This window comes from Nocardia sp. JMUB6875 (assembly GCF_041154655.1).
Taxonomy (GTDB): domain Bacteria; phylum Actinomycetota; class Actinomycetes; order Mycobacteriales; family Mycobacteriaceae; genus Nocardia.
In genome coordinates this window covers 117,016-139,090 of record NZ_BAAFGR010000001.1, presented here as the reverse complement: position 1 = coordinate 139,090, position 22,075 = coordinate 117,016, and the positions used below count along the sequence as shown (strand labels likewise).

Annotated in this window: 23 protein-coding genes; 9 read left to right on the top strand and 14 right to left on the bottom strand. The window is 67.8% G+C overall.

All coding sequences use genetic code 11. The annotated features are described in order from the left end of the window. Positions 1-15: 15 nt before the first annotated feature. From ACAM49_RS00655 to ACAM49_RS00640, 4 genes are all read right to left on the bottom strand, one after another. Positions 16-684 (bottom strand): Type 1 glutamine amidotransferase-like domain-containing protein, encoded by a 669-nt coding sequence (locus ACAM49_RS00655; RefSeq protein ID WP_369633460.1) that lies wholly within the window; start codon positions 682-684, stop codon positions 16-18. A 248-nt stretch (positions 685-932) separates the two neighbouring features. Further along, positions 933-1,349: a hypothetical protein gene (locus ACAM49_RS00650; RefSeq protein WP_040802302.1), complete on the bottom strand. Its 417-nt coding sequence runs from the start codon at positions 1,347-1,349 to the stop codon at positions 933-935. A 146-nt stretch (positions 1,350-1,495) separates the two neighbouring features. Continuing rightward, positions 1,496-1,702, bottom strand: coding sequence for a DUF397 domain-containing protein (locus ACAM49_RS00645; protein WP_369633459.1), 207 nt, complete (start codon positions 1,700-1,702; stop codon positions 1,496-1,498). After that, positions 1,699-2,580 carry a helix-turn-helix domain-containing protein gene (locus ACAM49_RS00640; RefSeq protein ID WP_369633458.1) on the bottom strand — a complete coding sequence of 294 codons (882 nt, stop codon included), beginning with the start codon at positions 2,578-2,580 and terminating at the stop codon, positions 1,699-1,701. Before ACAM49_RS00640 ends, ACAM49_RS00645 begins: the two co-directional genes overlap by 4 nt. Before the next feature lie 217 nt (positions 2,581-2,797). Here ACAM49_RS00640 and ACAM49_RS00635 point away from each other — a divergent pair, with 217 nt between their 5' ends. Further along, positions 2,798-2,944 (top strand): hypothetical protein, encoded by a 147-nt coding sequence (locus ACAM49_RS00635; RefSeq protein ID WP_369633457.1) that lies wholly within the window; start codon positions 2,798-2,800, stop codon positions 2,942-2,944. Positions 2,945-3,279: 335 nt separating this feature from the next. Here the strand turns inward: ACAM49_RS00635 and ACAM49_RS00630 are convergent, their stop codons facing one another. After that, complete coding sequence (locus ACAM49_RS00630; protein WP_369633456.1) at positions 3,280-4,026, bottom strand: lysophospholipid acyltransferase family protein; 747 nt, start codon at positions 4,024-4,026, stop codon at positions 3,280-3,282. Positions 4,027-4,131: 105 nt separating this feature from the next. Between ACAM49_RS00630 and ACAM49_RS00625 the strand changes: the two genes are divergently transcribed. Further along, positions 4,132-4,986, top strand: coding sequence for a hypothetical protein (locus ACAM49_RS00625; RefSeq protein WP_369633455.1), 855 nt, complete (start codon positions 4,132-4,134; stop codon positions 4,984-4,986). 45 nt (positions 4,987-5,031) lie between these two features. Continuing rightward, positions 5,032-6,576 (top strand): Rieske 2Fe-2S domain-containing protein, encoded by a 1,545-nt coding sequence (locus tag ACAM49_RS00620; protein ID WP_369633471.1) that lies wholly within the window; start codon positions 5,032-5,034, stop codon positions 6,574-6,576. 57 nt (positions 6,577-6,633) lie between these two features. Here the strand turns inward: ACAM49_RS00620 and ACAM49_RS00615 are convergent, their stop codons facing one another. From ACAM49_RS00615 to serS, 6 genes are all read right to left on the bottom strand, one after another. Next, the gene (locus ACAM49_RS00615; protein WP_369633454.1) at positions 6,634-6,987 is read right to left on the bottom strand and encodes a calmodulin; all 354 of its coding nucleotides are present in this window, start codon (positions 6,985-6,987) and stop codon (positions 6,634-6,636) included. A gap of 110 nt (positions 6,988-7,097) precedes the next feature. Further along, on the bottom strand, positions 7,098-8,117 hold the full coding sequence (locus ACAM49_RS00610) for a MauE/DoxX family redox-associated membrane protein (protein ID WP_369633453.1): 1,020 nt from the start codon (positions 8,115-8,117) through the stop codon (positions 7,098-7,100). Positions 8,118-8,231: 114 nt separating this feature from the next. Next, positions 8,232-9,146, bottom strand: a complete 915-nt coding sequence (locus ACAM49_RS00605; RefSeq protein ID WP_369633470.1) for a DMT family transporter — start codon at positions 9,144-9,146, stop codon at positions 8,232-8,234. 286 nt (positions 9,147-9,432) lie between these two features. Next, positions 9,433-10,842: an MFS transporter gene (locus ACAM49_RS00600; RefSeq protein WP_369633452.1), complete on the bottom strand. Its 1,410-nt coding sequence runs from the start codon at positions 10,840-10,842 to the stop codon at positions 9,433-9,435. Positions 10,843-10,915: 73 nt separating this feature from the next. Then, a complete protein-coding gene (locus ACAM49_RS00595) occupies positions 10,916-12,784 on the bottom strand; it encodes a putative bifunctional diguanylate cyclase/phosphodiesterase (RefSeq protein ID WP_369633451.1) in 1,869 nt (622 codons plus the stop codon). A gap of 75 nt (positions 12,785-12,859) precedes the next feature. Next, positions 12,860-14,119, bottom strand: coding sequence for a serine--tRNA ligase (gene serS / locus ACAM49_RS00590; RefSeq protein WP_369633450.1), 1,260 nt, complete (start codon positions 14,117-14,119; stop codon positions 12,860-12,862). A 150-nt stretch (positions 14,120-14,269) separates the two neighbouring features. Between serS and ACAM49_RS00585 the strand changes: the two genes are divergently transcribed. The 6 genes from ACAM49_RS00585 (at position 14,270) to ACAM49_RS00560 (ending at position 19,894) form a co-directional block, all read left to right on the top strand. Further along, the gene (locus tag ACAM49_RS00585) at positions 14,270-15,856 is read left to right on the top strand and encodes a GMC family oxidoreductase (protein WP_369633449.1); all 1,587 of its coding nucleotides are present in this window, start codon (positions 14,270-14,272) and stop codon (positions 15,854-15,856) included. 84 nt (positions 15,857-15,940) lie between these two features. Then, complete coding sequence (locus tag ACAM49_RS00580) at positions 15,941-17,104, top strand: septum formation family protein (RefSeq protein WP_369633448.1); 1,164 nt, start codon at positions 15,941-15,943, stop codon at positions 17,102-17,104. A 20-nt stretch (positions 17,105-17,124) separates the two neighbouring features. Beyond that, positions 17,125-17,478 carry a metallopeptidase family protein gene (locus ACAM49_RS00575; protein WP_369633447.1) on the top strand — a complete coding sequence of 118 codons (354 nt, stop codon included), beginning with the start codon at positions 17,125-17,127 and terminating at the stop codon, positions 17,476-17,478. An 81-nt stretch (positions 17,479-17,559) separates the two neighbouring features. Continuing rightward, the gene (locus tag ACAM49_RS00570; protein WP_040802293.1) at positions 17,560-17,871 is read left to right on the top strand and encodes a PE domain-containing protein; all 312 of its coding nucleotides are present in this window, start codon (positions 17,560-17,562) and stop codon (positions 17,869-17,871) included. A gap of 14 nt (positions 17,872-17,885) precedes the next feature. Next, the gene (locus ACAM49_RS00565) at positions 17,886-19,079 is read left to right on the top strand and encodes a PPE domain-containing protein (RefSeq protein ID WP_369633446.1); all 1,194 of its coding nucleotides are present in this window, start codon (positions 17,886-17,888) and stop codon (positions 19,077-19,079) included. Next, entirely contained in the window at positions 19,076-19,894 is an 819-nt protein-coding gene (locus tag ACAM49_RS00560; RefSeq protein WP_369633445.1) for an ESX secretion-associated protein EspG, read from the top strand. Before ACAM49_RS00565 ends, ACAM49_RS00560 begins: the two co-directional genes overlap by 4 nt. Here the strand turns inward: ACAM49_RS00560 and ACAM49_RS00555 are convergent. The 3 genes from ACAM49_RS00555 to ACAM49_RS00545 all read right to left on the bottom strand — a co-directional run bounded on the left by ACAM49_RS00555 (position 19,884) and on the right by ACAM49_RS00545 (position 22,041). Beyond that, complete coding sequence (locus ACAM49_RS00555; protein WP_369633444.1) at positions 19,884-20,546, bottom strand: histidine phosphatase family protein; 663 nt, start codon at positions 20,544-20,546, stop codon at positions 19,884-19,886. The genes ACAM49_RS00560 and ACAM49_RS00555 overlap by 11 nt on opposite strands. Continuing rightward, a complete protein-coding gene (gene pheA / locus ACAM49_RS00550; protein ID WP_369633443.1) occupies positions 20,543-21,463 on the bottom strand; it encodes a prephenate dehydratase in 921 nt (306 codons plus the stop codon). The genes ACAM49_RS00555 and pheA overlap by 4 nt, the downstream gene beginning before the upstream one ends. Before the next feature lie 83 nt (positions 21,464-21,546). Then, on the bottom strand, positions 21,547-22,041 hold the full coding sequence (locus ACAM49_RS00545) for a hypothetical protein (protein WP_369633442.1): 495 nt from the start codon (positions 22,039-22,041) through the stop codon (positions 21,547-21,549). Positions 22,042-22,075 lie beyond the last annotated feature (34 nt).

Genomic DNA, 22,075 nt, shown 5'->3' with positions numbered 1-22,075 from the left:
AAACCAGTAATCTGCCTAGCGGTCGAAGAGCTTCCAGTGCCCTTCGGAGACGACCTCCACGACGCCATCCACCACTCTGATGGCTGTCTGGTCATCGACCGCGTAGCCCGGTACCGACATGCGGGCGGCCCAGTTCTCGGCGTCGGCCATGGTGTTCTCCGGACACATCACGTTGTCCAGGTGCGGGAAGATCGAGAATCCGACCATGCCCAGTGTGCGGTCGCCGCCCGCAGGCGGCTTCCAGCCGACGAACTCCTCCCCGACGTGCGGCGCCATCACCATGCTGCCGGCACTGAGTCCCACATAGACCGTCCGGCTCAGCGATGGGAACAGATCCACCAGGCCGGATGCGCGCATCCAGTGGTGCAGATACAGAACATCGCCGCCGCACACCAGCAGGGCGTCGGTCTCCCGGACCAGAGGAACCCAGTTCTCGGCAGCGATGCTTGGCAACGCCGTCAGTTCCAGCATCCCTACCGACTGCCACCCGAGTTCGACCATGGGGTTGCGGCTCTGCCCGGCGATCTGCCGCCATGTCAGTACTGCGGTCCCGGGCATGCCGCCGTACATCGCCGTGGGGATACACAAAGCGGTGGACTCACTGATGGGTTTGCCCAGCATGTCGACCAGTGCGTCGCGGATGCTCTGATTGCTGACACCACCCGAGGTGAGGAGAAGCTTCATGGAGTCTTCCTTGTCCATCGTGAGCCGTGTGCGGCAGCGGCTTTTCGTGGTGAGCCGACTACTTCAAGCGACGCCGGATCCTTTGGCAGACAAGCCAGTCCCGGTCAACCGACTCGCACAAGCGTAGGACTCGACGATGCGGAGTGGGTACGGCTCCAGGGAAACAGGTCCGAACGCACCTGACCGCGCTGACCGAATGGGTCAGCGCGGTCTCTCCAGTTATGGACGGGCCGAGAGGATCTCGGGGCTCAGGCGGCGTGCATTGCGGCGGTGACCTTGCGGGTCATTTCGGCAACGACGGGGCCGGGCTGGCCGTTGCGGCCGGTGGAGGCGGCGGCCTCGAGGGCTACCAGGACGGTGGTGCGGAAGTTGTCGGCCTCGGCGGGGTCCTGCTGCTCGAGTACGGTCACCGCGGCCGTCAGGGCGGGAAGGACCTGGTCGGCGAGCTGAGCGACGTTCTTGCCGCTGAGGTGGATGTCCTTGGACTTCGCGTTCAGGACGTGGCCGATGGGGCCGGTGGCCGAGAGCAGGGCGATCGAGCCGGCGGTGGAGGCCTTGTGCGGCTTGTCGGCTGCGGCGGAGACCAGCGAGACCGCGCCGTAGGCGGCGGAACGGATGGTGGCCTTGTCGTCGGCGGTCAGGTTCAGGGTGGCGGTGGCGGACATGGTGTGCTCCTTCGAAAGCTGTTGTGCCAGTGGCCCGGATCCGGTGCGACCCGGGCTGTCTTGTTCGATGGACATACTTTGTCCCGCCCGCCTGACACCGCCCTGATGCCAACCTGACACGATCACTGACACACGGCCCGCGCGGACTACGGCCGATCGAACTCGCCATCACGAACGCCAGCGGTGAAGGCATCCCATTCCCTGCCGGCAAACACCAAGGCGGGGCCTGCGGGATCCTTGGAGTCGCGGACTCCGACCTGGTCGGCGGCGAATGCGACCTCGACGCACTCGCCGCCGCTGCCACCGCTATATGTGCTCTTGCGCCATTCCAGTTCGGACCATTCGATATTCACGTTGTGAACTCCCTTGCTGCCTTGCGGAGTAGATCCCTACTCGCCTGCTCACCCAGCGCTAGGCCGCGATGCTTCATGGCGGCACGTTGGTAGCGCTCGACCACCCGCTGGTCGGTGAAATACATTGCTCCCGTGTAACTCTCAACGTAGACGACAGTTGGCTCGACGGTCTGCCCGTTTCCGTCGAGCCCGAAATCCAGCACGATGAAAGGGCCCGTAGGGTCGCCGAGCGGCAGGCCCGCCGCAAAGGGCAGCACCCTGATCGAGAAGTTGTCACGAGTGCTCAGATCGGCGAGGCGGCGGAGCTGGGCGGCCATGATCTTGGCGTTGCCGATCACTCGGTGTAGCACCGATTCGTCCAACACCATGTCCACCTCGATCGGACGTGCTTTGCGGGTGAACAACACTTGGCGATTCATTCGGATCTCGACACGACGGTCGATCTCGGCGGCCCTTGCCTCGGGATGGACGGTTGTGAAAAGCGACCGAGCGAAATCCGCGGTTTGCGCCAGCCCGGGAACGAGTTCGGCATAGGAGGTCAACTTCTTGGCATCGGCTTCCAACCCGATGTATACGTCGAAGTCCTCCGGAATCACGTCGCCGTACTCGTGCCACCAATGCTTGGTGTTGGCCTGCTGGGCAAGTCCCTTCAGGCCCTCGGTCGTGGTTTCATCGGCACCGAGTACGCGGCAGATGGCTTCGATGTCCCAAAGTCGGATCCGCACAGCAGGATCAGCGGTCTCCAGCCGTTGGACGGTCGAGTCTCCCCGTTCGATCGCCTTGGCGACGCTGGCGATTGTCAAGCCGGACTGCTGGCGTAGGTCGCGTAGATGCCGACCGAGTTGCCGTCGGGGGATTGTGGACCCGCTCTGAGACATCTTCCCTCCCATGTGAATGTGAAACATTCGCATACTGGATGACGTTCGAACTGCCTTGGATCGCGCGACGAGGTTGCCTGAATTCTATCGTGGCCACATGAAGCAACCACCGTGAATTATCCAAATTCCATTGTTCAACACATGGTTTCGCTGTGCGCTAGTAGCTATGGACACATGGTTTTCGCTACTGACGATTGTTTGCTTCAGCGCCCTCGTCATGGGCGCTCGCTGGGGTGTCGACTACGACAGCTCCCCGATTCTGCCGACGGTGGGCGGACCGGTGGTCCCGGCCGGAGGCGTTGCGCTGCACCAGGTTCCGCTGGAGAACCGGCATCGGACACACGGCAAGCATCGGGCCGGGTGAGGGCATGACCAATCCGTATATCGCTCCCGAGGAGTTTCCGAGGCGGGATCGCGAGGGAAGGAAACTGCCGGCGTGGGCGAAACCTGGTGCGGTGGTGCGGTTTCGGGTGACCGGGCGGGAGGCGGTCGAATGTCGGATCGAGGGGGCGAACGATCGGGGGATCAGGTTGTCGAACGGCGAGCGGTTTCTCATCGCCCACCTTCGACGGGGGAGTTCCGACGACACAAGCTATTTCGAGAAGTATGACGCGGTTGGACGCATTACGAGGACGGCGCGACCCGTATGAAGCGAACGGCCTGCCCCGGGGCTCCTCCTGGGGCAGGCCGTTCCGCACGTTATTCGGCCTGGGTGCGGCGGGCGGCCTTTTCGGCGGCTTCGGCGGCGTCCATGGCGTTGGCTTCCTCGAGGGTCGGGGCGGTGCCGCCGAGGCGGGCGGGGACCCAGTAGGCGCCGGGCTCGTGGGGGTAGTCCTTTTGGAGGTCCAGGAGCATGGATTCCATGGTTTTGTGGAGTTGGGCGGTGAGGGCGGAGGCGGGTTCGTAGGGGGCGATGGGTTCGCCTACCGCCATGGAGATGGGGGTGTTGGTGCGGCCCAGACGTTTCGGGAAGCCCTTGGTCCAGACGCGTTGAGCGCCCCAGATGACGATGGGGATGATGGGGACGTTCGCTTCGATGGCCATGCGGGCCGCGCCGGACTTGAAGTCCTTGAGTTCGAAACTGCGGCTGATGGTGGCCTCGGGGTAGACGCCTACCAGTTCGCCGGCCTTCAGGCGGTTGACGGCCTCGTGGTAGGACTCCGCGCCCGCCGCGCGGTCGACCGGAATGTGCTTGAGGGCACGCATGATCGGGCCGGAGATGGGGTTGTCGAAGACTTCCTTCTTGGCCATGAAGCGGATGTAGCGCTTCGTGGTGCGCGCGGGCAGACCAGCGTAGGTGAAGTCCATATAACCGGTGTGGTTGATCGCGATCACCGCACCACCGGTCGCCGGAATGTTTTCGTCACCCTTGACGGTGAACTTCAGGCCCTGCAGCGCGAAAATCGTGCGGGCCAGCCCGATGACGGGGTAGTAGACGGGTTCCACAAGTCCGCTAGCGTAGTCGCTGCCCGCGCGGCATCCAGTGATCCAGGCAACACCTTTCGAATTGATGTGACTTACAGACACTGAAAGAGGTTCGCAGGAGTGACGGTGCCGATGGAAAGCAGCGGCCGGACAGCGTTGCGTGAACGCCTCCGCAAGGGGCTGCTCGGGACGCTGATGATCGGCGCGGCGTGCTTGGGCGGGGGCTGCGATTCGAGGGTCGGGATCGAGGGCACGGATTGGCACGCGGACTCCGGCAATCCGGCGGAGACCAGCGCGGATACCCAGACCACCACGGCGGCGACCACCGACGGCGTCGGCGCGGTGCCCGGGCAACCCGAGGCGGCGGTGGCGGTCGCGCGGTGGGCGGCCGACCTGCGCGGCAGGGGGCTCGACGAGATCGCGGACCGCTGCTGGACCATGGCGCCGCGCAATGTGCGCAGCATGTACGCCGACCCGCAGCCCATTCTCGACGCACTCGCGGGAGCCGGTGCGCACAGCGGCACCACCGCCGTCTGGCAGAACGCGGCGGTCACGGTGACCGCGCAGGATCGGGACATCGCGACCGGATACGCCTGCCCGCACGTGGTCCCCACCGGCGGCGAGGGCGGATTCAATGACGCGGACGCCCGACACACGGTGCGGCGCTTCCTATCCCGTTCGACGGGCAAGCCCCTGGATCCCGCCGACCGCGAGGACGCGTTCCCATTGGTCTGCGCCGCGGGCCGCACCTGGGATCCGGAGGGAACCGGCAAACCGGCCAATGTGCCGCTGGCCGTGAACCCGTCGAAGCCGGGGACGGTAAAGACCTTCGTGGACGAGTCCATCAAGTCCGAGTGGCCGCGCGGCGGCTACATCACCGTGTCGGTGCCGGTCACCACCGGAACGGGTAATCAGACAAAGCAGATATACACCTTGAAGTCGGGCTCCGAGGGTTACTGCATCGGCGACGTCTCCGGCTAGTCGGTACTCTGGGTGGCTGGTAACGGTCAGGGAGGAATGAAGCTCGTGCAGATCACCAGCGTCGGACACGCCGGATTCCACATCCGAACCGCGGCCGGGACGATCCTCTGCGATCCCTGGGTCAACCCCGCGTACTTCGCCTCGTGGTTCCCCTTCCCCGACAACACCCAGCTGGACTGGGACGAGCTCGGCAACTGCGATTTCCTCTACGTCTCGCATCTGCACCGCGACCACTGGGACGCGAAGCACCTCGCCGACAAGGTCAACAAGGACGCCACGGTCCTGCTCCCCGACTACCCGGTGCCGGACCTCAAGCGCGAGCTCGAGAAGCTCGGCTTCACCAAGTTCGTGGAGACCGAGGACTCGGTCAAGACCACGATCACCGGTCCGGGCGGCGACCTGGACATCATGATCATCGCGTTGCGCGCCCCCGCCGACGGCCCGATCGGCGACTCCGCCCTGGTCGTGTCCGACGGGGAAACCGTGTGCTTCAACATGAACGACGCGCGCCCGGTCGACATGGATGTGCTGCACGACAACTTCGGGCACGTGGACATCCATCTGCTGCAGTACTCGGGCGCCATCTGGTACCCGATGGTCTACGACATTCCGACCAAGACCAAGGCCAACTTCGGCAAGCAGAAGCGCCAGCGCGGCATGGACCGCTGCCGCTCCTACATCGAGCAGGTCGGCGCCACCTGGGTGGTCCCCTCGGCCGGTCCGCCGGTCTTCCTCGACGAAGAGCTGCGCTACCTCAACGACGACCACGGCGACGAGGGCAATATCTTCCCCGACCAGATCGTGTTCCTGGATCAGATGAAGATCCACGGCAACGATGGCGGGCTGCTCATGATCCCCGGCTCGACCGCGGATCTGCGTGGCAAGGAACTGAATTCGCTCACCCACCCGGTCGATCCGGACACCATCTACGGCGACAAGGCCGCCTACATCGAGGCCATGGCGCAGCGGATGGCGCCCGTGCTGGCCGCGGAGAAGGCGACCTGGGCCCCGGCGGAGGGCGAACCGCTGCTGCCACAGCTCAAGGCCAAGTTCGAGCCGATCATGGCGCAGAGCGACCTCATCTGCGACGGCATCGGCTATCCGGTCGGCCTGGTCATTGGCGACGAGACCGTGGTGCTGGACTTCCCCAAGCGCGTCGTGCGCGAGCCCGTCGAGGGAGAAGGCAAGTACCGCTACGGCTTCCGCATCGCGCCGGAACTGGTGCGCACCGTGCTCCGCGACGACGAGCCGGACTGGGTGAACACCATCTTCCTGTCCACGCGCTTCACCACCTGGCGTATCGGCGGCTACAACGAATTCCTCTACACCTTCTTCAAGTGCCTCACCGATGAGCGCATCGCCTACGCCGACGGCTGGTTCGCCGAGGCGCACGACGATTCCGCCTCCACCGAGCTCGACGGCTGGGAAGTCCAGCGCCGCTGCCCGCACCTGAAGGCGGATCTGTCGAAATTCGGTGTGGTGGAAGGCAATACGCTGACCTGCAACCTGCACGGCTGGCAGTGGGACCTGGAATCCGGGCGGTGCAAGACCTCCAAGGGTCACGAGCTGCGCTCGAAGAAGCTAGTCTGACGCGCTTGTTCCGTTCGGCACCGAGGCGGTGCCGAACGGGACAACCGACTCGGTGGATCAGCCCTGGACCTCGTTGGGCTGCAGCTCGCGCGTCAGGCGCGAGGACCACGGGCACCAAACGCACCCGGGCAGAAACGCACCGCACGCCTCGTCGAGATTGTCCTCGAGGTATTCGATGCTCGAATCACACACCTCGATCGCCACGGTGAAGAACGAGATGGTGTTCGGGTCGAGTGAGAAGTCCCAGCCCGGGTTGTAGGGTTCCTTGCGCTTGCGGATCCGGCCCATGACGTGCGTCGACATCGTCTCCTCACCGGACAGGATGCGGCGCGCCTCCTCGATGCGCTGCTCGTTCGTGAGCATGAAGACGAATTCCTTACCGGAATAATCGGTAAATGCGAAGAAGGCCATGATTTTTTTTCCCTTCGGCGGAGCGATCGGGGTGACGCAGGACCCCTGCCATTCGATGGTAAGGCTCACAAACGGGGCGAAATGCCGAATTTACTTGCGTACCAATAGGTTTAGAGAACCGCCCCGTTTGTTTGGGGTTTCGACTTCCTCCCGGTCCGATTTGCCTGAACTATCAAGTCCCGCACCGCCATCGCGCCCCGCGCCACCGGCGCTGCCACCCGGCCCTGCTCATTGATCAGCACTCCCGAGGGCGTGCCCCGCACCCGATACCGCAGCGCCGCCTCGTTTCCCTGCTGGACCAGTACCGGAATCTCACCCAGCCCCTGCTCCTCACCCCATTTCGCGTGCTCGGCCACATCGCCGTTGCCCAGCACGGCGATGGTCAGCGCATCGACCGAACGGGCCTGCCAGCGCGGCAGCTCACGCGCCAGCGCGGCGCACATCTCGCAGCCGGGATGCACGAAAACCAGCAGCAATGACTTTCCCGGCGAGAGCAATTCGCCCAAACCGATCCGACCGCCCCCGGTTTTCAGGACCTCGAACTCCGGCGCGATCGCACCCGACGGCAGCCCCTCCGCACCCAGGGTCGAGAGCACCTGCTCGTCCAGCCGCCGCCGCAACGCCCGCAACTCACCCCACAGTGAGACCAGCACCGCCCCGAAGCCCGCCGCCACCGCCATCGCGACCGCGTGATCCAGCGGCAGCACGCCCGGCACCTGCGGATCCGCGAGGGTCGCGACCACCGTCAGACCCGCCAGCAGGATCAACACCACATTGCGCAGCACCGTGCCCCGGCCGATCGGTGCGGCACTGCCCGCCCCGAAACACGAACAAACCGGCCGCCTTCCTTGCCGTAGCAGCCGCACCACCGCCCCGGTGAACATGCCCAGCAGCAGAATCGCCACCAGCGCCGCGGCGGCCGCGGTCCACGGCGGCAACAGCGCGATCGCCACCACCGCCTCCACCGCGGGCAGCCCCAACGCCACGCCCGGCACCCAGGCCAGCGGAATCCCGAACTCCCCCACTGCTTTCCGGGTCCCCGCACCATCGGCGAACTTCCCCCACGCCGAGAGCCCGAATACGACGGTAAGCACCAGACGCGCGACCCACACCACGTAGTCGATAGCCATAACCGCACCATCGCACACCGATATGGACGGCGAATTACGAATCAGCCGAACAGTTTCGACCCGGTCGATGACCGAGGTCCGCCGCCTCCGGCTCGCAGACCCGCCACACCCGGATCAGCCGCGCGTGCGTGCCGCCAGAGCCACCGCCACGAAGGTCAGCCCGCACCCGATCACGGCCGCCGGTGACAGATTCGTGCCGGTCGGGGCGATCACATCCAGCAACGCGGAGGCCAGCAGCTGACCCGCCACCGAGGTCAGTCCGAGCAGCAGTACGCCGATCCAGCGCACCACCGCCACGGCCAGCGCCACGAACGAAATGCCGATCAGGCCACCGACATACAGCCACGGCTCACTCGGCAATGGCGCGAGCCCGCCGCGCCGGACCAGCACCGTCGCCTCGACGACGATCAGCGCCGCGGTGCCGGTGGCGAAATTGGCCAGCGTCGCCGACAGCGGTCCGCCGACCGCCCCCACCCGGCCGTTCACCGCCTGCTGCCAGGCCACCAGCACACCCGCGATCAGCGGCAGCACCACCAATAGCACCGACGCCCCGGAATGCCCGTCCCCTATCGAGCCGGATCCGTTCCGCCCCACCACCGCGAGCAACACCGCGATCAGCCCCAGCACCGCCGCGCCAATCCGCCACACCGTCACCGGGGTTCGCCCACCCGGCCCCCAGCCCAGCCGATCCACCACCAGACTGCTCACCAGCTGCCCGGCCACGGCCGCCACCGTGAATGCCGTGACCCCGAGGGCCGCCACCGAAAGCCCCTGGCAAGCAACGAAATATCCGCCGGACAACCCGCCCAGCAGCTGCCACCAGCGCAGTTCCCCGACCGCCAGCGCCGCGCGCACCCGCACGACGCCCGCGCGCACCCGCCCACTGCACGTGAAGACCACGGCCAAGATCAGTAGCCCACTGCCGAAACTGATGGTCGCGGCCGCGATCCCATCGTGCAGCCGGGCTCCGAGCTCGCCATTGATCCGCGACTGAACGGCCACGGCAGCACCGATCGATCCCCCGAACACCAACCCCAGCCACCGCCGCACCGCCACCGCCCGATTCTCCCCGCCGGACACCGGCCATCACCAACCGACTGGCCGGACTTGTCCACGCTGGACCGATCGGCCAATCCGGCTGATCCGGTCCGACCGGGTCCGCCGCATCACCACCCTGCTCCAGCGAGCCGGTACGCGGTCCGGCCGGAGCCAGAACGCGGCGATCGGACCCGGCTCCCGCGCAGCATGATTCGCACCGGATGGCCCTGCTCCGCGCAGACGGAAGTCCGAATTCCTCGGCCGCGATACTTCCCGATCAGCGTGCGTCCGGGGCTCCCGAGGAGGACTCGGACACGGCGGAGGTCAGGCCACGACCCCTCCGGGGTAGCCAGGTGGGGATCAGGGCGGCCGTCAGCAACAGCGGGACACCCAGCAGGGCGACCATGACCGGAATCGGGAGCCAGGTGGAAGCCAGGGCGGCGAACCCGAAGACCAGCAGGGCGATCACCTCCGTGACGAAGCCGGACACCGAGGTGACCGTGGCGCGCGCCGGGCCGGTGATGGCGTCCTGCAAACGGGCCGAGGCGATCACATCGGCGTTGTAGTCGATGCCGTAGGCGATGCCGACCGCCGAAAAGCCCACGGCCGTCAGCACATACAGGGCGGCCGGATGGTACGCGGCCGAACCGGCCAGCAGGGAGCCGCCGATGAACAGGACACCGGCGACGGCCAGCGCCACGGCCATGGCACGATTCCGCATGCCCTCGGTCCGGCCCGCGAGCAGCGAACCGGCCAGAGAACCCGCCACCGTGACGCCGACCAGCACCGCCGCCAAGGCGGGTCCGGCACCGGCGTGATCGGCCAGCAGGGCGAAGTACTCGTCGAAGGCGGTCATGCCGTTCAACAGGGCGACCAGCACGACGCCGCGGCGAATCATCCTGACGTGCAGCGCTTCCCGCAGACCGGTACGCAACATGACCCAATAGCCAGAGGCGACGCCCGTCATCCCGGCATCTTCGCTCGTCATCCCGGCATGTTTTTGGCCGGGATCCACACCGTCACGGTGGATTCCGGCCGAGAGCACGCCGGAATGACCACAGGTATCCTCACTGTCCGCCCCCTCCCCACCCTCCTCGAGGTCCTCGACATCAGCGGCGGAGACGGCCTTCGGCGCACTGGGCAGCAGCGTCGCGGCGAAGGTGTGCAGCACCGCGACCGCGACGCTCGACCCGGCGACCAACGGGAAACCGCCCCACGCATACAGCGGAGCCGCAGCGAGAATGCCTGCGAGAGCGGCTGATTCGGCAGCGGCACGGGTGTAGCCCATGAGCCGCGGATAGGACCGCGTCGCGGCCCGGTCGGCGAGGTCGTCGTAGATCAGGGCCTCGAACGTGCCGGAACGCAGCGCACCCGACGCGCCCCACAACACGAAGCCCGCGGCGAAGCCGAGATAGGACGGATACAGCGTCCAGGCGAGGAACCCGCCCGCGAGCAGCGCGCCGGACAAGATCAGCAGGCCGCGCCGCGACACCGTGTCGGCCCACGCACCGGACGGAATCTCCAGCAGGAACGAGGTCGCCGACCAGATCGCGAACAGCGACGAAATCTGGGCGGCGCTCAGACCGTGGGCAGCGAACAGCAGCGCGTAGAGCGCATAGAGCGGGATCAGGTCCGCGGTGAAGGCGAACAGCACCGCGCGCGATGTCAGGGCGTGCGCCGAGCCCACGCTGACGGGGCGGGTCCGGGAGACTCCCCTACGGAGTACGAATCAATAGGCGTAAACGAGCAGACGCATGCGATCAACTCTGCGCGCCGGGCGCACCACCGTCAAGCGGATTGTCCAGCGGGATCCAGCCATTGGTGGAGGGCTCGCCGTCCGAGAGCGCCGCCCCGACCAGGCCGTGCCGGTCGTTGAGGTCGTTGATGAGCTCGGACACCGGATGCGAATCGCTGTAGTGGTAGCCCTGGGCCAGCGCGAAGCCGAGTTCGGTGAGTACGGCCGCCTGGTATTCGGTTTCCACACCCTCGGCGATGACCTGCAGGTCGAGGGATTTGGAAAGCGCCGCGATCACGCCGAGCAGCGGCGGGGCGGGCGAATCGGACCGGATGGCCGCCACGAAGGACTGGTCCACCTTGAGGATGTCCGACGGCAGGGTGGCCAGGCGCGACAGCGAGGAGTAGCCGGTGCCGAAATCGTCGATGGCGATGCGGACGCCGCGCTCGCGCAGCTTGTGCAGGTTCGCGATGGCGGTCTCGGATTCGGCGGCCAGCTCGGACTCGGTCACCTCGAGCACGAGTTGTTCGGCGGGCCAGCCGGTTTCGGTGAGAATGCCGGAAACCCGGTCGGCGTACTCGGTTTCGGCCAGCTCCAGCCCGCTCACGTTCACGTTCAGCGTCAGATCGAGCTGCGCGAAGGTCTCCTGCAACCGGGCGGCGTCGGCACAGGCGCGGCGCAGCACCAGCTCGTCCAGATCGGAGATGAGGTCGTATTCCTCGGCGACGCGGATCAGGCCCTCGGTGGTCACATCCGGTTGCGCGTGAGAAGACCAGCGCAGCAAGGCTTCCACGCCGACCGCGCGGGTCGCGCCGTCGGAGAGCGAGACGATCGGCTGGTACTGCACGTCCAGCGTGCCGCGGTCGATGGCCTCGCGCAGCTCCACCGCCAGCGGCAGCTGCCGCGAGGACTCCAGCACCGTGCGATTGCGGCCCGCCTGCTTGGCCCGGTACAGGCCCACATCCGCACGCGACACCAGCAGCGAGCCGGATTCGCCCGGCTGCCAGGACGTCACACCCGCCGAGCAGCCGGTGGTGACGGCGGCGCGCAGTTCCTCGGTCAGCAGGATCGCGGCCTGTTCGGTGGTGCCGGGCAGCAGCAGCGCGAAGGCGTCGCCGCCGTAGCGGGCCAGCCGCTGATCCGGCGCAAGCAGTTTCGACCAGGTGTCGGCCACCCGCTGCAGCACGGCGTCGCCGGCCCGGTGCCCGAGGTGATCGTTGATCTTCTGGAAGCGGTCCAGGTCCACCAGCACCAGCGCCAGCCCCTGGCCGGTGCGGGTGGCGTGCGCGATGGCATTGCTCAGTGCCCGGTCGAAACCCCGCCGATTCAGCAGGCCGGTCAGCACGTCGATATCGGCGTCGGAGGCCATGCGCGTCAAAATGCCGACCACGATGCCGATTCCGAAGGTGATGCCCGCCGGAATCAGACCCGACCACCACGGCAGCCCGCGCGAGGGCACCACCCACAGGCAACAGGCGATGGCGAACGCGAGATGCGCGCCCAGCCAGCGCCAGGAGAAGAAGATGGCGGCATCACAGGCCACGAAGACGTAGAACGCCGCCAGGCTGATCGCGCCCACCGTGTTCGGAAACCAGTGCACCGCAACGGTCACCAGCACGGTCGCGGCCGCCACATAGGCGTGATGCACCGAATGCGGCAGGCGCGGACCCCAGATGAGCAGGCTGATACCCAGCAGCAGCGCCACGAACGCCGCCGCGCCCACCAGCGGCCGATTGCCCTCATCCCCCGGGGCGACCGCCGTCAGCACCAAGCCCAGCAGCCCACCCATGACGTAGAACGCCCCGGTGGTCCGAGCCATGACCATTGCCGTCGCCAGCGCCGATGCCGCCCGCACCCGGGTTCGGGTATCGCCGCGAGACCCGATTCCTCGCACGGTGCCTAGCCTAGACATAACCCCTGCCAGCGGTAGACACAACCGAAGGAATAAGCCACGCCGAGTAGCGAATACTCAGCGAGGCTTCAGCACGTCGGTGCCGACGAAGGGCACCAGCGCAGCGGGCACCCGCACCGAACCGTCGGCTTGCTGATGGTTTTCCAGCAACGCGACAATCCACCGGGTTGTCGCCAAAGTGCCATTCAGCGTGGCGGCGATCTGCGGCTTGCCGTTCTCGTCGCGGTACCGGACATTGAGCCGACGCGCCTGGAAGGTGGTGCAATTCGAGGTCGAGGTGAGTTCGCGGTAGGTCTGCTGCGTGGGAACCCAAGCCTCGCAATCGAATTTGCGCGCGGCCGAGGAGCCCAGATCACCCGCGGCCACATCGATGACCCGGTAGGGCACCTCGATGGCGGCCAGCATGTCCTGCTCCCAGGCCAGCAGCCGCTTGTGCTCGGCGTCGGCCTGCTCCGGCGTGGTGTAGACGAACATCTCCACCTTGTCGAACTGGTGCACGCGAATGATGCCGCGGGTGTCCTTGCCGTAGCTGCCCGCCTCCCGGCGGAAGCACGACGACCAGCCCGCGTAGCGCTTCGGACCCGCGCTCAGGTCCAGGATCTCGCCCGAGTGGTAGCCCGCCAGCGGCACCTCCGAGGTGCCGACCAGGTACAGGTCGTCCTCCTCCAGGTGGTAGACCTCCGCGGCGTGCTGGCCCAGGAAGCCGGTGCCCTGCATGACCTCCGGGCGCACCAGCACCGGCGGGATCATCATGGTGAAACCGTTGGCGGTGGCCTTCTGCGCGGCCAGCTGCAGCAGACCCAGCTGCAGCAGCGCGCCGTAGCCGGTGAGGAAGTAGAAGCGCGAGCCCGAGACCTTCGCGCCGCGTTCCATATCGATCAGCGCCAGCGATTCACCCAGGTCCAGGTGGTCCTTGGGCTCGAAGTCGAACTCACGCGGGGTGCCGACGTGCGCGAGCACGATGTAGTCGTCCTCGCCGCCCGCGGGCGCGCCCTCCTGTACCACATTCGACAGCGCGCGCTGGGCGGCGACCATATCGGCGTCGGCGGCGTTCTCGGCGGCCTCCGCCTCCTTGACCTTCGCCGACAACTCCTGCCCGTGCTTGAGCAGTTCCGCGCGCTCCTCCGGGGAAGCCTTGCCGACCTTCTTGCCCAGCGCCTTCTGCTCGGCGCGCAGATTGTCGGCCGTCGCGACCGCGGCGCGACGGGCGGCATCCGCCTCGAGCAGGGTGTCCACCAGAGACGGGTCCTCACCGCGAGCACGCTGCGACGCACGAACCGCTTCCGGGTTTTCCCGCAGGAATCGAAGGTCGATCATGCAGCTCAGCCTAGTGGGCGGCCGCTACCCGATTTCGGATAGGTCCGGCCATCCGCCCCACGACCGGGCGATTTCCAACCTAGGGTTAGCCGCATGGGACGGCAGGGAGTCCGGCAGCGGCTCCGCCGTGGTCTTTGACGAGGAGTCACCATGCCCCAATACACCCCGCACACGGCCGATTTCGTTGTCATCGGAGCCGGATCGGCGGGGGCCGCAGTGGCCGCACGACTGAGCGAGAGGCCCGGCGTCAGCGTCGTGGTCCTGGAGGCCGGCGGTGAGGACAAGGACAAGTTCGCGCACATCCCGGCCGCGTTCAACCAGCTCTTCCAGGGCCCCAACGACTGGAACTACCGCACCGAACCGCAGCCCGAGCTCAGCGACCGCAAGGTGTACTGGCCGCGCGGCAAGATGCTCGGCGGCTCCTCCTCCATGAACGCCATGATGTGGGTGCGCGGCTTCGCCGCTGACTACGACGAGTGGAGCCGCTACGCCGGACCGGAATGGTCCTTCGAACAGGTGCTGCCCTACTTCCAGAAGATGGAGGCCGTCGAGGAGGCGAGCGAACCCGGCGAGGGCCGCAAGGGACCGCTGCACATCTCCCGCCAGCGCAGCCCGCGCCCGCTCACCCACACCTACCTGCAGGCCGCCGCCGAGGCGGGCTATCCGGTCGAGCGCGCGAATCAGGATCGGCCGCAAGGCTTCTCGCAGACCATGGTGACCCAGAAGCGCGGCGCGCGCTGGAGCACCGCCGACGCCTACCTGCGGCCCGCGCGGCAGGCCGGACGCAATATCACCGTCGTCACCGAGGCGCACGCCACCAAGATCCTGTTCGAGGGCAGGCGCGCGATCGGGGTGGAATTCCGGATCGGCGGGGAGACCAAGCAGATCACCGCCAAGCGGGAGATCGTGCTGTCCGGCGGTGCCATCAACAGCCCGCAGCTGTTGATGCTCTCGGGCATCGGCGACGGACATCGGCTGCAGGAGCTCGGCATTCCGGTGGTGCTGGACCTGCCGGAGGTCGGCCGCGGCCTGCGCGACCACCTGGCCGCGCCCATCGTCTACCGCACCCGCGCGGGCAGCCTCTTCGGCGCGGACAAGAACCTGCTCGAACTCGCCAACTACCTGGTGCTGCGGCGCGGGCAGCTGACCTCGAACATCGGTGAGGCGTACGGGTTCACGCGCAGCCGCGAGGAGCTCGAGCTGCCCGACCTCGAGCTCATCTTCGGGCCCGCGCCGTATATCGCGGAGGGCCTGGGCGATCCGGACGGGCACGCGCTGACCTTCGCGGCGGTGCTGCTCAAGCCGGAATCCATCGGCAGCATCACCCTCACCTCCCCCGACCCGTTCACCGCGCCGCGCATCAACCCGCGCTACTGCGCCGAACCCGCCGACCGCGCCGCCCTGCTCGCGGGCCTGCGCCAGTGTGTCGAACTGGCGCACCAGCCTTCGATGAAGGAGCACATCGGCGAACTCATGCAGCCCGCCGTCCCGTCGGACACCCCGATGGAGGAGGTGCTGCGGCGCTGCCTCGAGGACCACTCGCACACGCTGTACCACCCGGTCGGCACCTGCGCCATGGGCAAGGACGAGACCAGCGTGGTGGATCCGCAACTGCGCGTGCGCGGTATCGAAGGGCTGCGGGTGGCCGACACCTCGGTCATGCCGGTGATCACCCGCGGCCACACCCACGCGCCCGCGGTGCTGATCGGAGAGAAGGCGGCGGATCTGATCGGGTAGCAAGCGCTTCGGGGGGTGCGAAGATCGGTGTGAACCGAGGTGGTTCGTGGCGGGGGCCGCAGGGCGCTGCAATGATGGGTGCCGATGCCTGAGCAAAAGATGCCTCCGCAGTGGCCCGCGCAACCGTCTTCGTCGCGCTCCGGGCCGCCCAACCGTCGCAAGCCGACGGCGCTGGATCGTTTGCTGACACCGTTCCGCGCGGTGGAATCCAAGCTGGACCGCAGCGGTCCGCTCTCGGCGTCCACCGTGCGGTGGGGTCTGCTGGCGATGGCGGTCGGCGTCACGCTGGCCGTGCTCATCACCATGTTCGTCTCCAACGGCTTCGACTCCAATCGCGTGAAGGCGCACGCGCCGGGGGCCGCGCAGCCCACCGGCGCGGTCGCGGGCGCGGCCTTCGGCACCGCCAAGGAGGGCGACTGCCTGAGCTGGTCCAAGGCCAATGCCAGCGATCTCACCAAGGTCGACTGCGCCAGCAAGCATCTGTTCGAGGTCACCGCGGACATCGACCTGAGCAAGTACCCGGGCAAGGAGTTCGGGCCGGGCTCGCGCTTCCCGGATTCGCTGCGCTTCTCCGAGCTGCGCGACGAGCACTGCGTCAGCGCCGCCCAGGAATACCTCGGCGGCCGCCTGGACCCGCGCGGCAAATTCGTTGTCGGCCTGATCAATCCGGGTGAGGCGGGCTGGAAGGCGGGCGAGCGCACGCTGCGTTGCGGCCTGCAGGTCTCCGGCAGCCAGGGCATCGCCACCAAACCGATCACCGGCAGCGTGCGCGACATCAACCAGTCCAAGGTCTACGACGTCGGCACCTGCATCGGCATCAAGTCGAACCTGCCGACCGATCCGGTCGACTGCACCCAGCCGCACGCCTTCGAGATCGTCTCCACCGTGGACCTGGCCTCGCACTTCAACGGCGGCCCGCCGTCGAAGGACGATCAGGACAAGTTCATGGAAGACCAGTGCGCCAAGGACGCCGCCGACTACCTCGGCTCCCCCGACGCGCTGCGCAACAAGACCCTCACCCTGTTCTGGGACGCCCTCGACACCCGCAGCTGGCTGGCCGGTTCCCGCAGCCTCAACTGCATGGTCGGCAAGGGCGCGGATCAGGAGGGCTTCGCCACCATCACCGGATCGGCCAAGGGCGACATCCAGATCGACGGCCAGGCCCCGGTGCCGCCGCCCAACAGCGGCCGCTACACCCCGCCGCCGCTGCCCGGCGCCAACCCTCCGGCTATTCCTCAGCCACGATGAGTGGGCGATAGCGAACGCACATGTCCGTCTCCATGTCCGACGACCGCTTCGAGGAACTGGTCGGTGACGCACTCGACCTGATTCCGCCGGAGTTGTCACAGGCGATCGACAATGTGGTGATTCTCATCGAGCCGCGCAGTGACGAGGATCCCCACCTGCTCGGTCTCTATCACGGCATCGCACTTACCGATCGGGACTTCAGCCACTACGGGGGCGCATTACCCGACACGATCACCATCTACCGCGAGGCCATCCTCGAGATGTGCCACAGCGAAGAAGAGGTGGTCGAAGAGGTCTCGATCACAGTCGTTCACGAGATCGCGCACTATTTCGGGATTGACGACGACCGCCTTCATCAGCTGGGATGGGGCTGAACAGCGGCGCTGGGAACCGATCAGCAAACCTCTGCGTCCAATCTTCATAACCGGGGTGGAACGTAGAAGGGAGCCCGATCAATGGTTGGCCATGTCCTGGTGCAGCCCGAGGTGATCCTCGCGGCCGCCCTCGAACTCGACCTGCTCGCCGAACGCCTGGCCGCCGCCGCGAGCGCGACCGCCGCGGCGACCCACGTGCTCCCCTCCGGCACCGAAGAGGTGTCCTTCCTCGCCGCCGCGCACTTCAACAACGCGGCCTTCACCCACGACCACTCCGTCGCCCAGGGCATTCTCGAGCTGCATCACGCCGCCGCCACCCTGCGCAGCCAGCTGGCGCAATACCTGGCCCAGGACGCCCTGCGCGCCGCCGGTATCGCCGCGATCCAGGTGTAGAAGGGGACGCACGCATGACGCTGGGAATCACCGGGGTGTTCTGGCTGCCCCGCATGGCCGAACTGAATTCCGTCTCGCTCAATGCCGGCACGCACGCCATTCCGCTGATGGCCGCGAACACCGCCTGGAGCGCGCTCACCGCCTCCTGGGTCGACGCCACCACCACGGTCGCGCGGGTGATGGCCGAGATCGGCGTCGGGCTCGAGGGCCTCAACGGCCTCAATGTGCTGGCCCGCCTCGGCGTCTTCACCGGCTGGGCCGAACAGCAGGCCGTCATGGCCGGCGTGATGGCGGGCAAGGCCGCCGCCAATGCCACCGCCTACACCGTGGCCTCGATCGCCATGCCGAGCCTGCCCGAGATCGCGGCCGTCGACGCCGCCCGGGTGGCGGCGTACTCCACCGGCGGCGCGCTCAACGGCACCGCGGAGGCGGCCGAGGCCGCCAAGGTCGCCCTCGACATCCGGGCCGCGCTGGTGATGGAAACCTATGAGGCCGCAACCAGTTTGATGGTGATGACGCCCGGCCAGTTCCTCATGCCGCCGGCCATCGCCATGGGCGCGGGTTCGGCCAACGCGGGCGGCGACGCCTTCGCCAACAGCAGCGATCCGATTCAGGCGGCGCTCGGCGCGGCCGCGGCGCTCGCCCAGAATCCGGCCGTCACCAGCGCCCTCTCGCAGGTCGCGCAGGTGGCGGGGACCGTGGTCACCAGCGGTGTCTCCAGTGCGGGAAACGTTGCGAGCACGGCGGTTACGGCCATCGCGAACGCGGTCACCCAGGCTCCGGCGCTCTCGGGCGCGAGCATGCCGGTGGCGGCGGGCGCGGGCGCGGCGGCCGTCGGCGCGGGCGGTGCGGCGCTGGCCACCCAGGCCGTGTCCTACAACGGTGTCGGCACCTCGGTGAACATCGGCAACGGCGGCGGCACGCTGCGCCTGCCGGACGGCTGGGGCGCGGGCCTCGGGAACATCGGAAACGCTGGTGGCGCAACGGCTCCCGTCGCGCCCGTGGCCGAGCCGGTGACCGTGGCCACGACTCCCACCTCGACCACCCCGGTCCGCTCCTCGGGCACCAGCCCGCTGCTCGGCAGTCAGGGCAGTGACGAGGAGGAGACGCATCGCGGCGCCGATTACGGCCGTTCGGCCGAGGTGTTCGCGGACGGGCGGGTCATCGCGCCCGCGGTCATCGGCGGCGATCCGCTGGCCGACCGGTGACCGTCCTCGGCGCGGGGCGCGGGCCCTCGCTGCTGCGTTCGGTGACGCTGTCGCTGGACGAAATGCAGTATCTCCAGGAGACCTTGGAGATCGACGAGCTGCCCACGGTGCTGAATGCCATGGGCCGCTACGACAATGCCGCCGACCACGACGCCGCCATGGCCGGCGCGGCGACGACGCTGACCGAACGCGAACTGCTCACCGACGACCAGGTGCACCCGGAACTGGCCGAACGGCTGCGCGTGCTCTACCGCCCGCACTGGGTGCTGGCCGTGCGCTGGTATGTCGAGGGCCAGGTCAACCGGTTCTGCCTGGCCAAGGGCGACGACTTCGAGGTGGTGGCGCTGCGCGGCCCCGGCTCGTACGTGATCGACGAGGCGAGCCACGATCTCGCGGGCACCGTACTGGCCGCGCTCGGCCCGGCCGAACCCCTCGAACTGGCCGGAATGAACGCGCCCACCGAGGATCTGGTCCCGATCTTCGACGATGCGGGCGATGCCGCGACCACGGCCGCGCGACTGGCCAAGGTGTGCAATCCGGCCCGCGACGCACAAGCCATCGCCTCGGCCCTGGTGCAGGTGGATTCGCACGCGGAGATCGTCGGCGTGCTCTACGGGGACGGCTCCCGCGACGTGGCCGACAACCACATCGCCGTGTACAACACCCGCCACGGCCGGTTCCTGGCCATCACCACCCGCGCCGACGACGGCACCAGATGGACGTCCTTCGCGAGCGGCACCCCCGCCCGCTTCCGCTCGGCCCTGCAGAATCTGCTCGAATCCCTGCCGCGGAGAACGGAATTCCCTAACCCATAGGGTCGTCGCCGGTGGGCTCGATCTCATCGGCGAAGGGCGGGAGATAGTGGCCCCAGCGGGTGCACTCCCAGAGGTTGTTCTCGAACGGCAGCAGTTCGATGGTCTCGGTATTGTCCAGGTGGTTGTTGGCCGCGAAAAGCCTTGGCACACCGGTCAGTTCCCGCGACACCAGGCGCATGGCGGCACCGTGGCTGACCACGATGACATCACCGGCGTCCGGATCGGTCAGATACTCGTCGCGAAGGCGTCGCAGCGCCGGGATATATCGGGCGAGCACGTCCTCGCCCGATTCACCACCCGGCACGCGTAGGTTCAGCTCGCCGAAATGCCAAGCGTGATAGACCTTCTGGAACTCCTCGTGCGCGGCCTTGGTGTTCAGGCCCTCGAGATCGCCGAGCTGGACCTCCTGTAGATCCTCGAGCACCTCGAGCGGCGTGCCGGTGGCGGCCTCGATATAGCCGCCGGTCTGTCTCGCGCGCAGGGCCGCTGAGCAGAACAGCTTCTGCGGCGGCGCGATCAGGTTCGCGCCGAAGGTCTTGGCCTGGGCCGCACCGCGTTCGGTGAGCGGCAGGCCCGGCAGCCGGGTGTCCAGGATCTTGGCGACATTGCCCTCGGTCTCGCCGTGCCGGACCAGGATGAGTTTGCCGGTCACAGGTCGGCCACCCCCTTCTTCAGATCGGCCAGCCAGGCCGCGGCGGGTGCGTCCGGCGGCGGCGGCGGTGTTCCGGTGGCCGAGGTCGCCGGCCAGGAACCGAGGAAGCGGATCCGGGCGGCGGTGCGGTGCAATGCCTTCAGGGCCTCGGCCACCGCGGTGTCGTCGATGTGTCCGACACAGTCCAGATAGAAACGGTAGGTGCCCATGCCGGTCCGGGTCGGGCGGGACTCGATGCGGGTGAGATCGATACCGCGGGTGGCGAATTCGGCGAAGGCGCGCATGAGCGAGCCGGGCTCGTTGGCGAGCTCGAGCACGATGGAGGTGCGGTCGGTCCCGGTGCGCGGCGGCGCCGGCCGCGGGGTGGTGACCAGCACGAAGCGGGTGACGGCCTGATCCACGTCGGCGACGCCGTCGGCCAGGGTGGCCAGGCCCAGGCGCTCACCCGCCAGCGCGGTGGAGACCGCGGCCTCGGCGTGCCCGGCGGCGACATCCTCGGCGGCGGCGGCGTTGGAGGCGGAGGTGTACAGCTCGGCCAGCGGCATGTTCACCGCCAGCCACATGCGGACCTGCGCGGCCGCGACCGGATACGCGGCGATCCGCCGCACCTCGTCGAGCCCGACACCGGGGCGGCCCACGATCGTGAAGGCCACGTCCAGATCGGTCTCGGCCATGATCTGCAGCCGCGGGCCGACGGCCAGCGCGTCCAGCGTCGGCGCGATGGAACCCTCCACCGAGCTCTCGATCGGCACCACCGCGCCCTCGGTCTTACCCGCGCGCACCAGCTCGATCGCCGCGCCCTGGCTCGGGGCCGGGACGCGCTCGACCGGCCCATCGAAGGCTCCGATGGACTCCAGTTTGGCGAGGGCCATTTCCGTAAAGGTTCCCGACGGCCCGAAGTAGGCGATGCGCGGCACGGTTACGACATTACTTGCGTGCGCGCGGTCACCCCCCGCTTTGGCCGACTCCCGGGTAACTTCGCACCCCCGGTCCGGCGGGATCAGGCCCCGAGCACGGCCAATCCGGCGGTGACGGCCGCGACGTCGGCGGTTTCGACGGCCAGCAGCACCTCGCGCAACGCCTCCACCGCGGGCGGCTTCAGCCCGGTGAGGAACGCGAGGTCCGGATGCGCCAGCGCGGCCGGGATGTCATCGCCGATCAGCGCGGCCACGGTCGCGGCGATCCCGGCCAGCGCGCGTTCACCCGAATCGGCGCGCAGCACGAAACCGATGTCGCCGTGCACGATTCGCACCAGGAACTCCGAGACCGCCACGTCGTCGAGCGCGAGATCCAGCACCTCGACGCCCGGATCCGCGGAGACCGGACGAACCAGGTCCGCGGCGAGACCGCGCGCCGGGCGCGGCGGAACGGACAGGGTGAGCGCGACCGGCTCGGGCGCGGGGGACGAATCGTGCGGCACGCCTTCACGGTAGCGATCGGCGCGGCGGCTCCCGACCGCCACCCGGGAACCCCTTGCGTCAGCGATCTCCGTCACTTAGCTTAGGTTTACCTAATTCCGAATCCGGAGG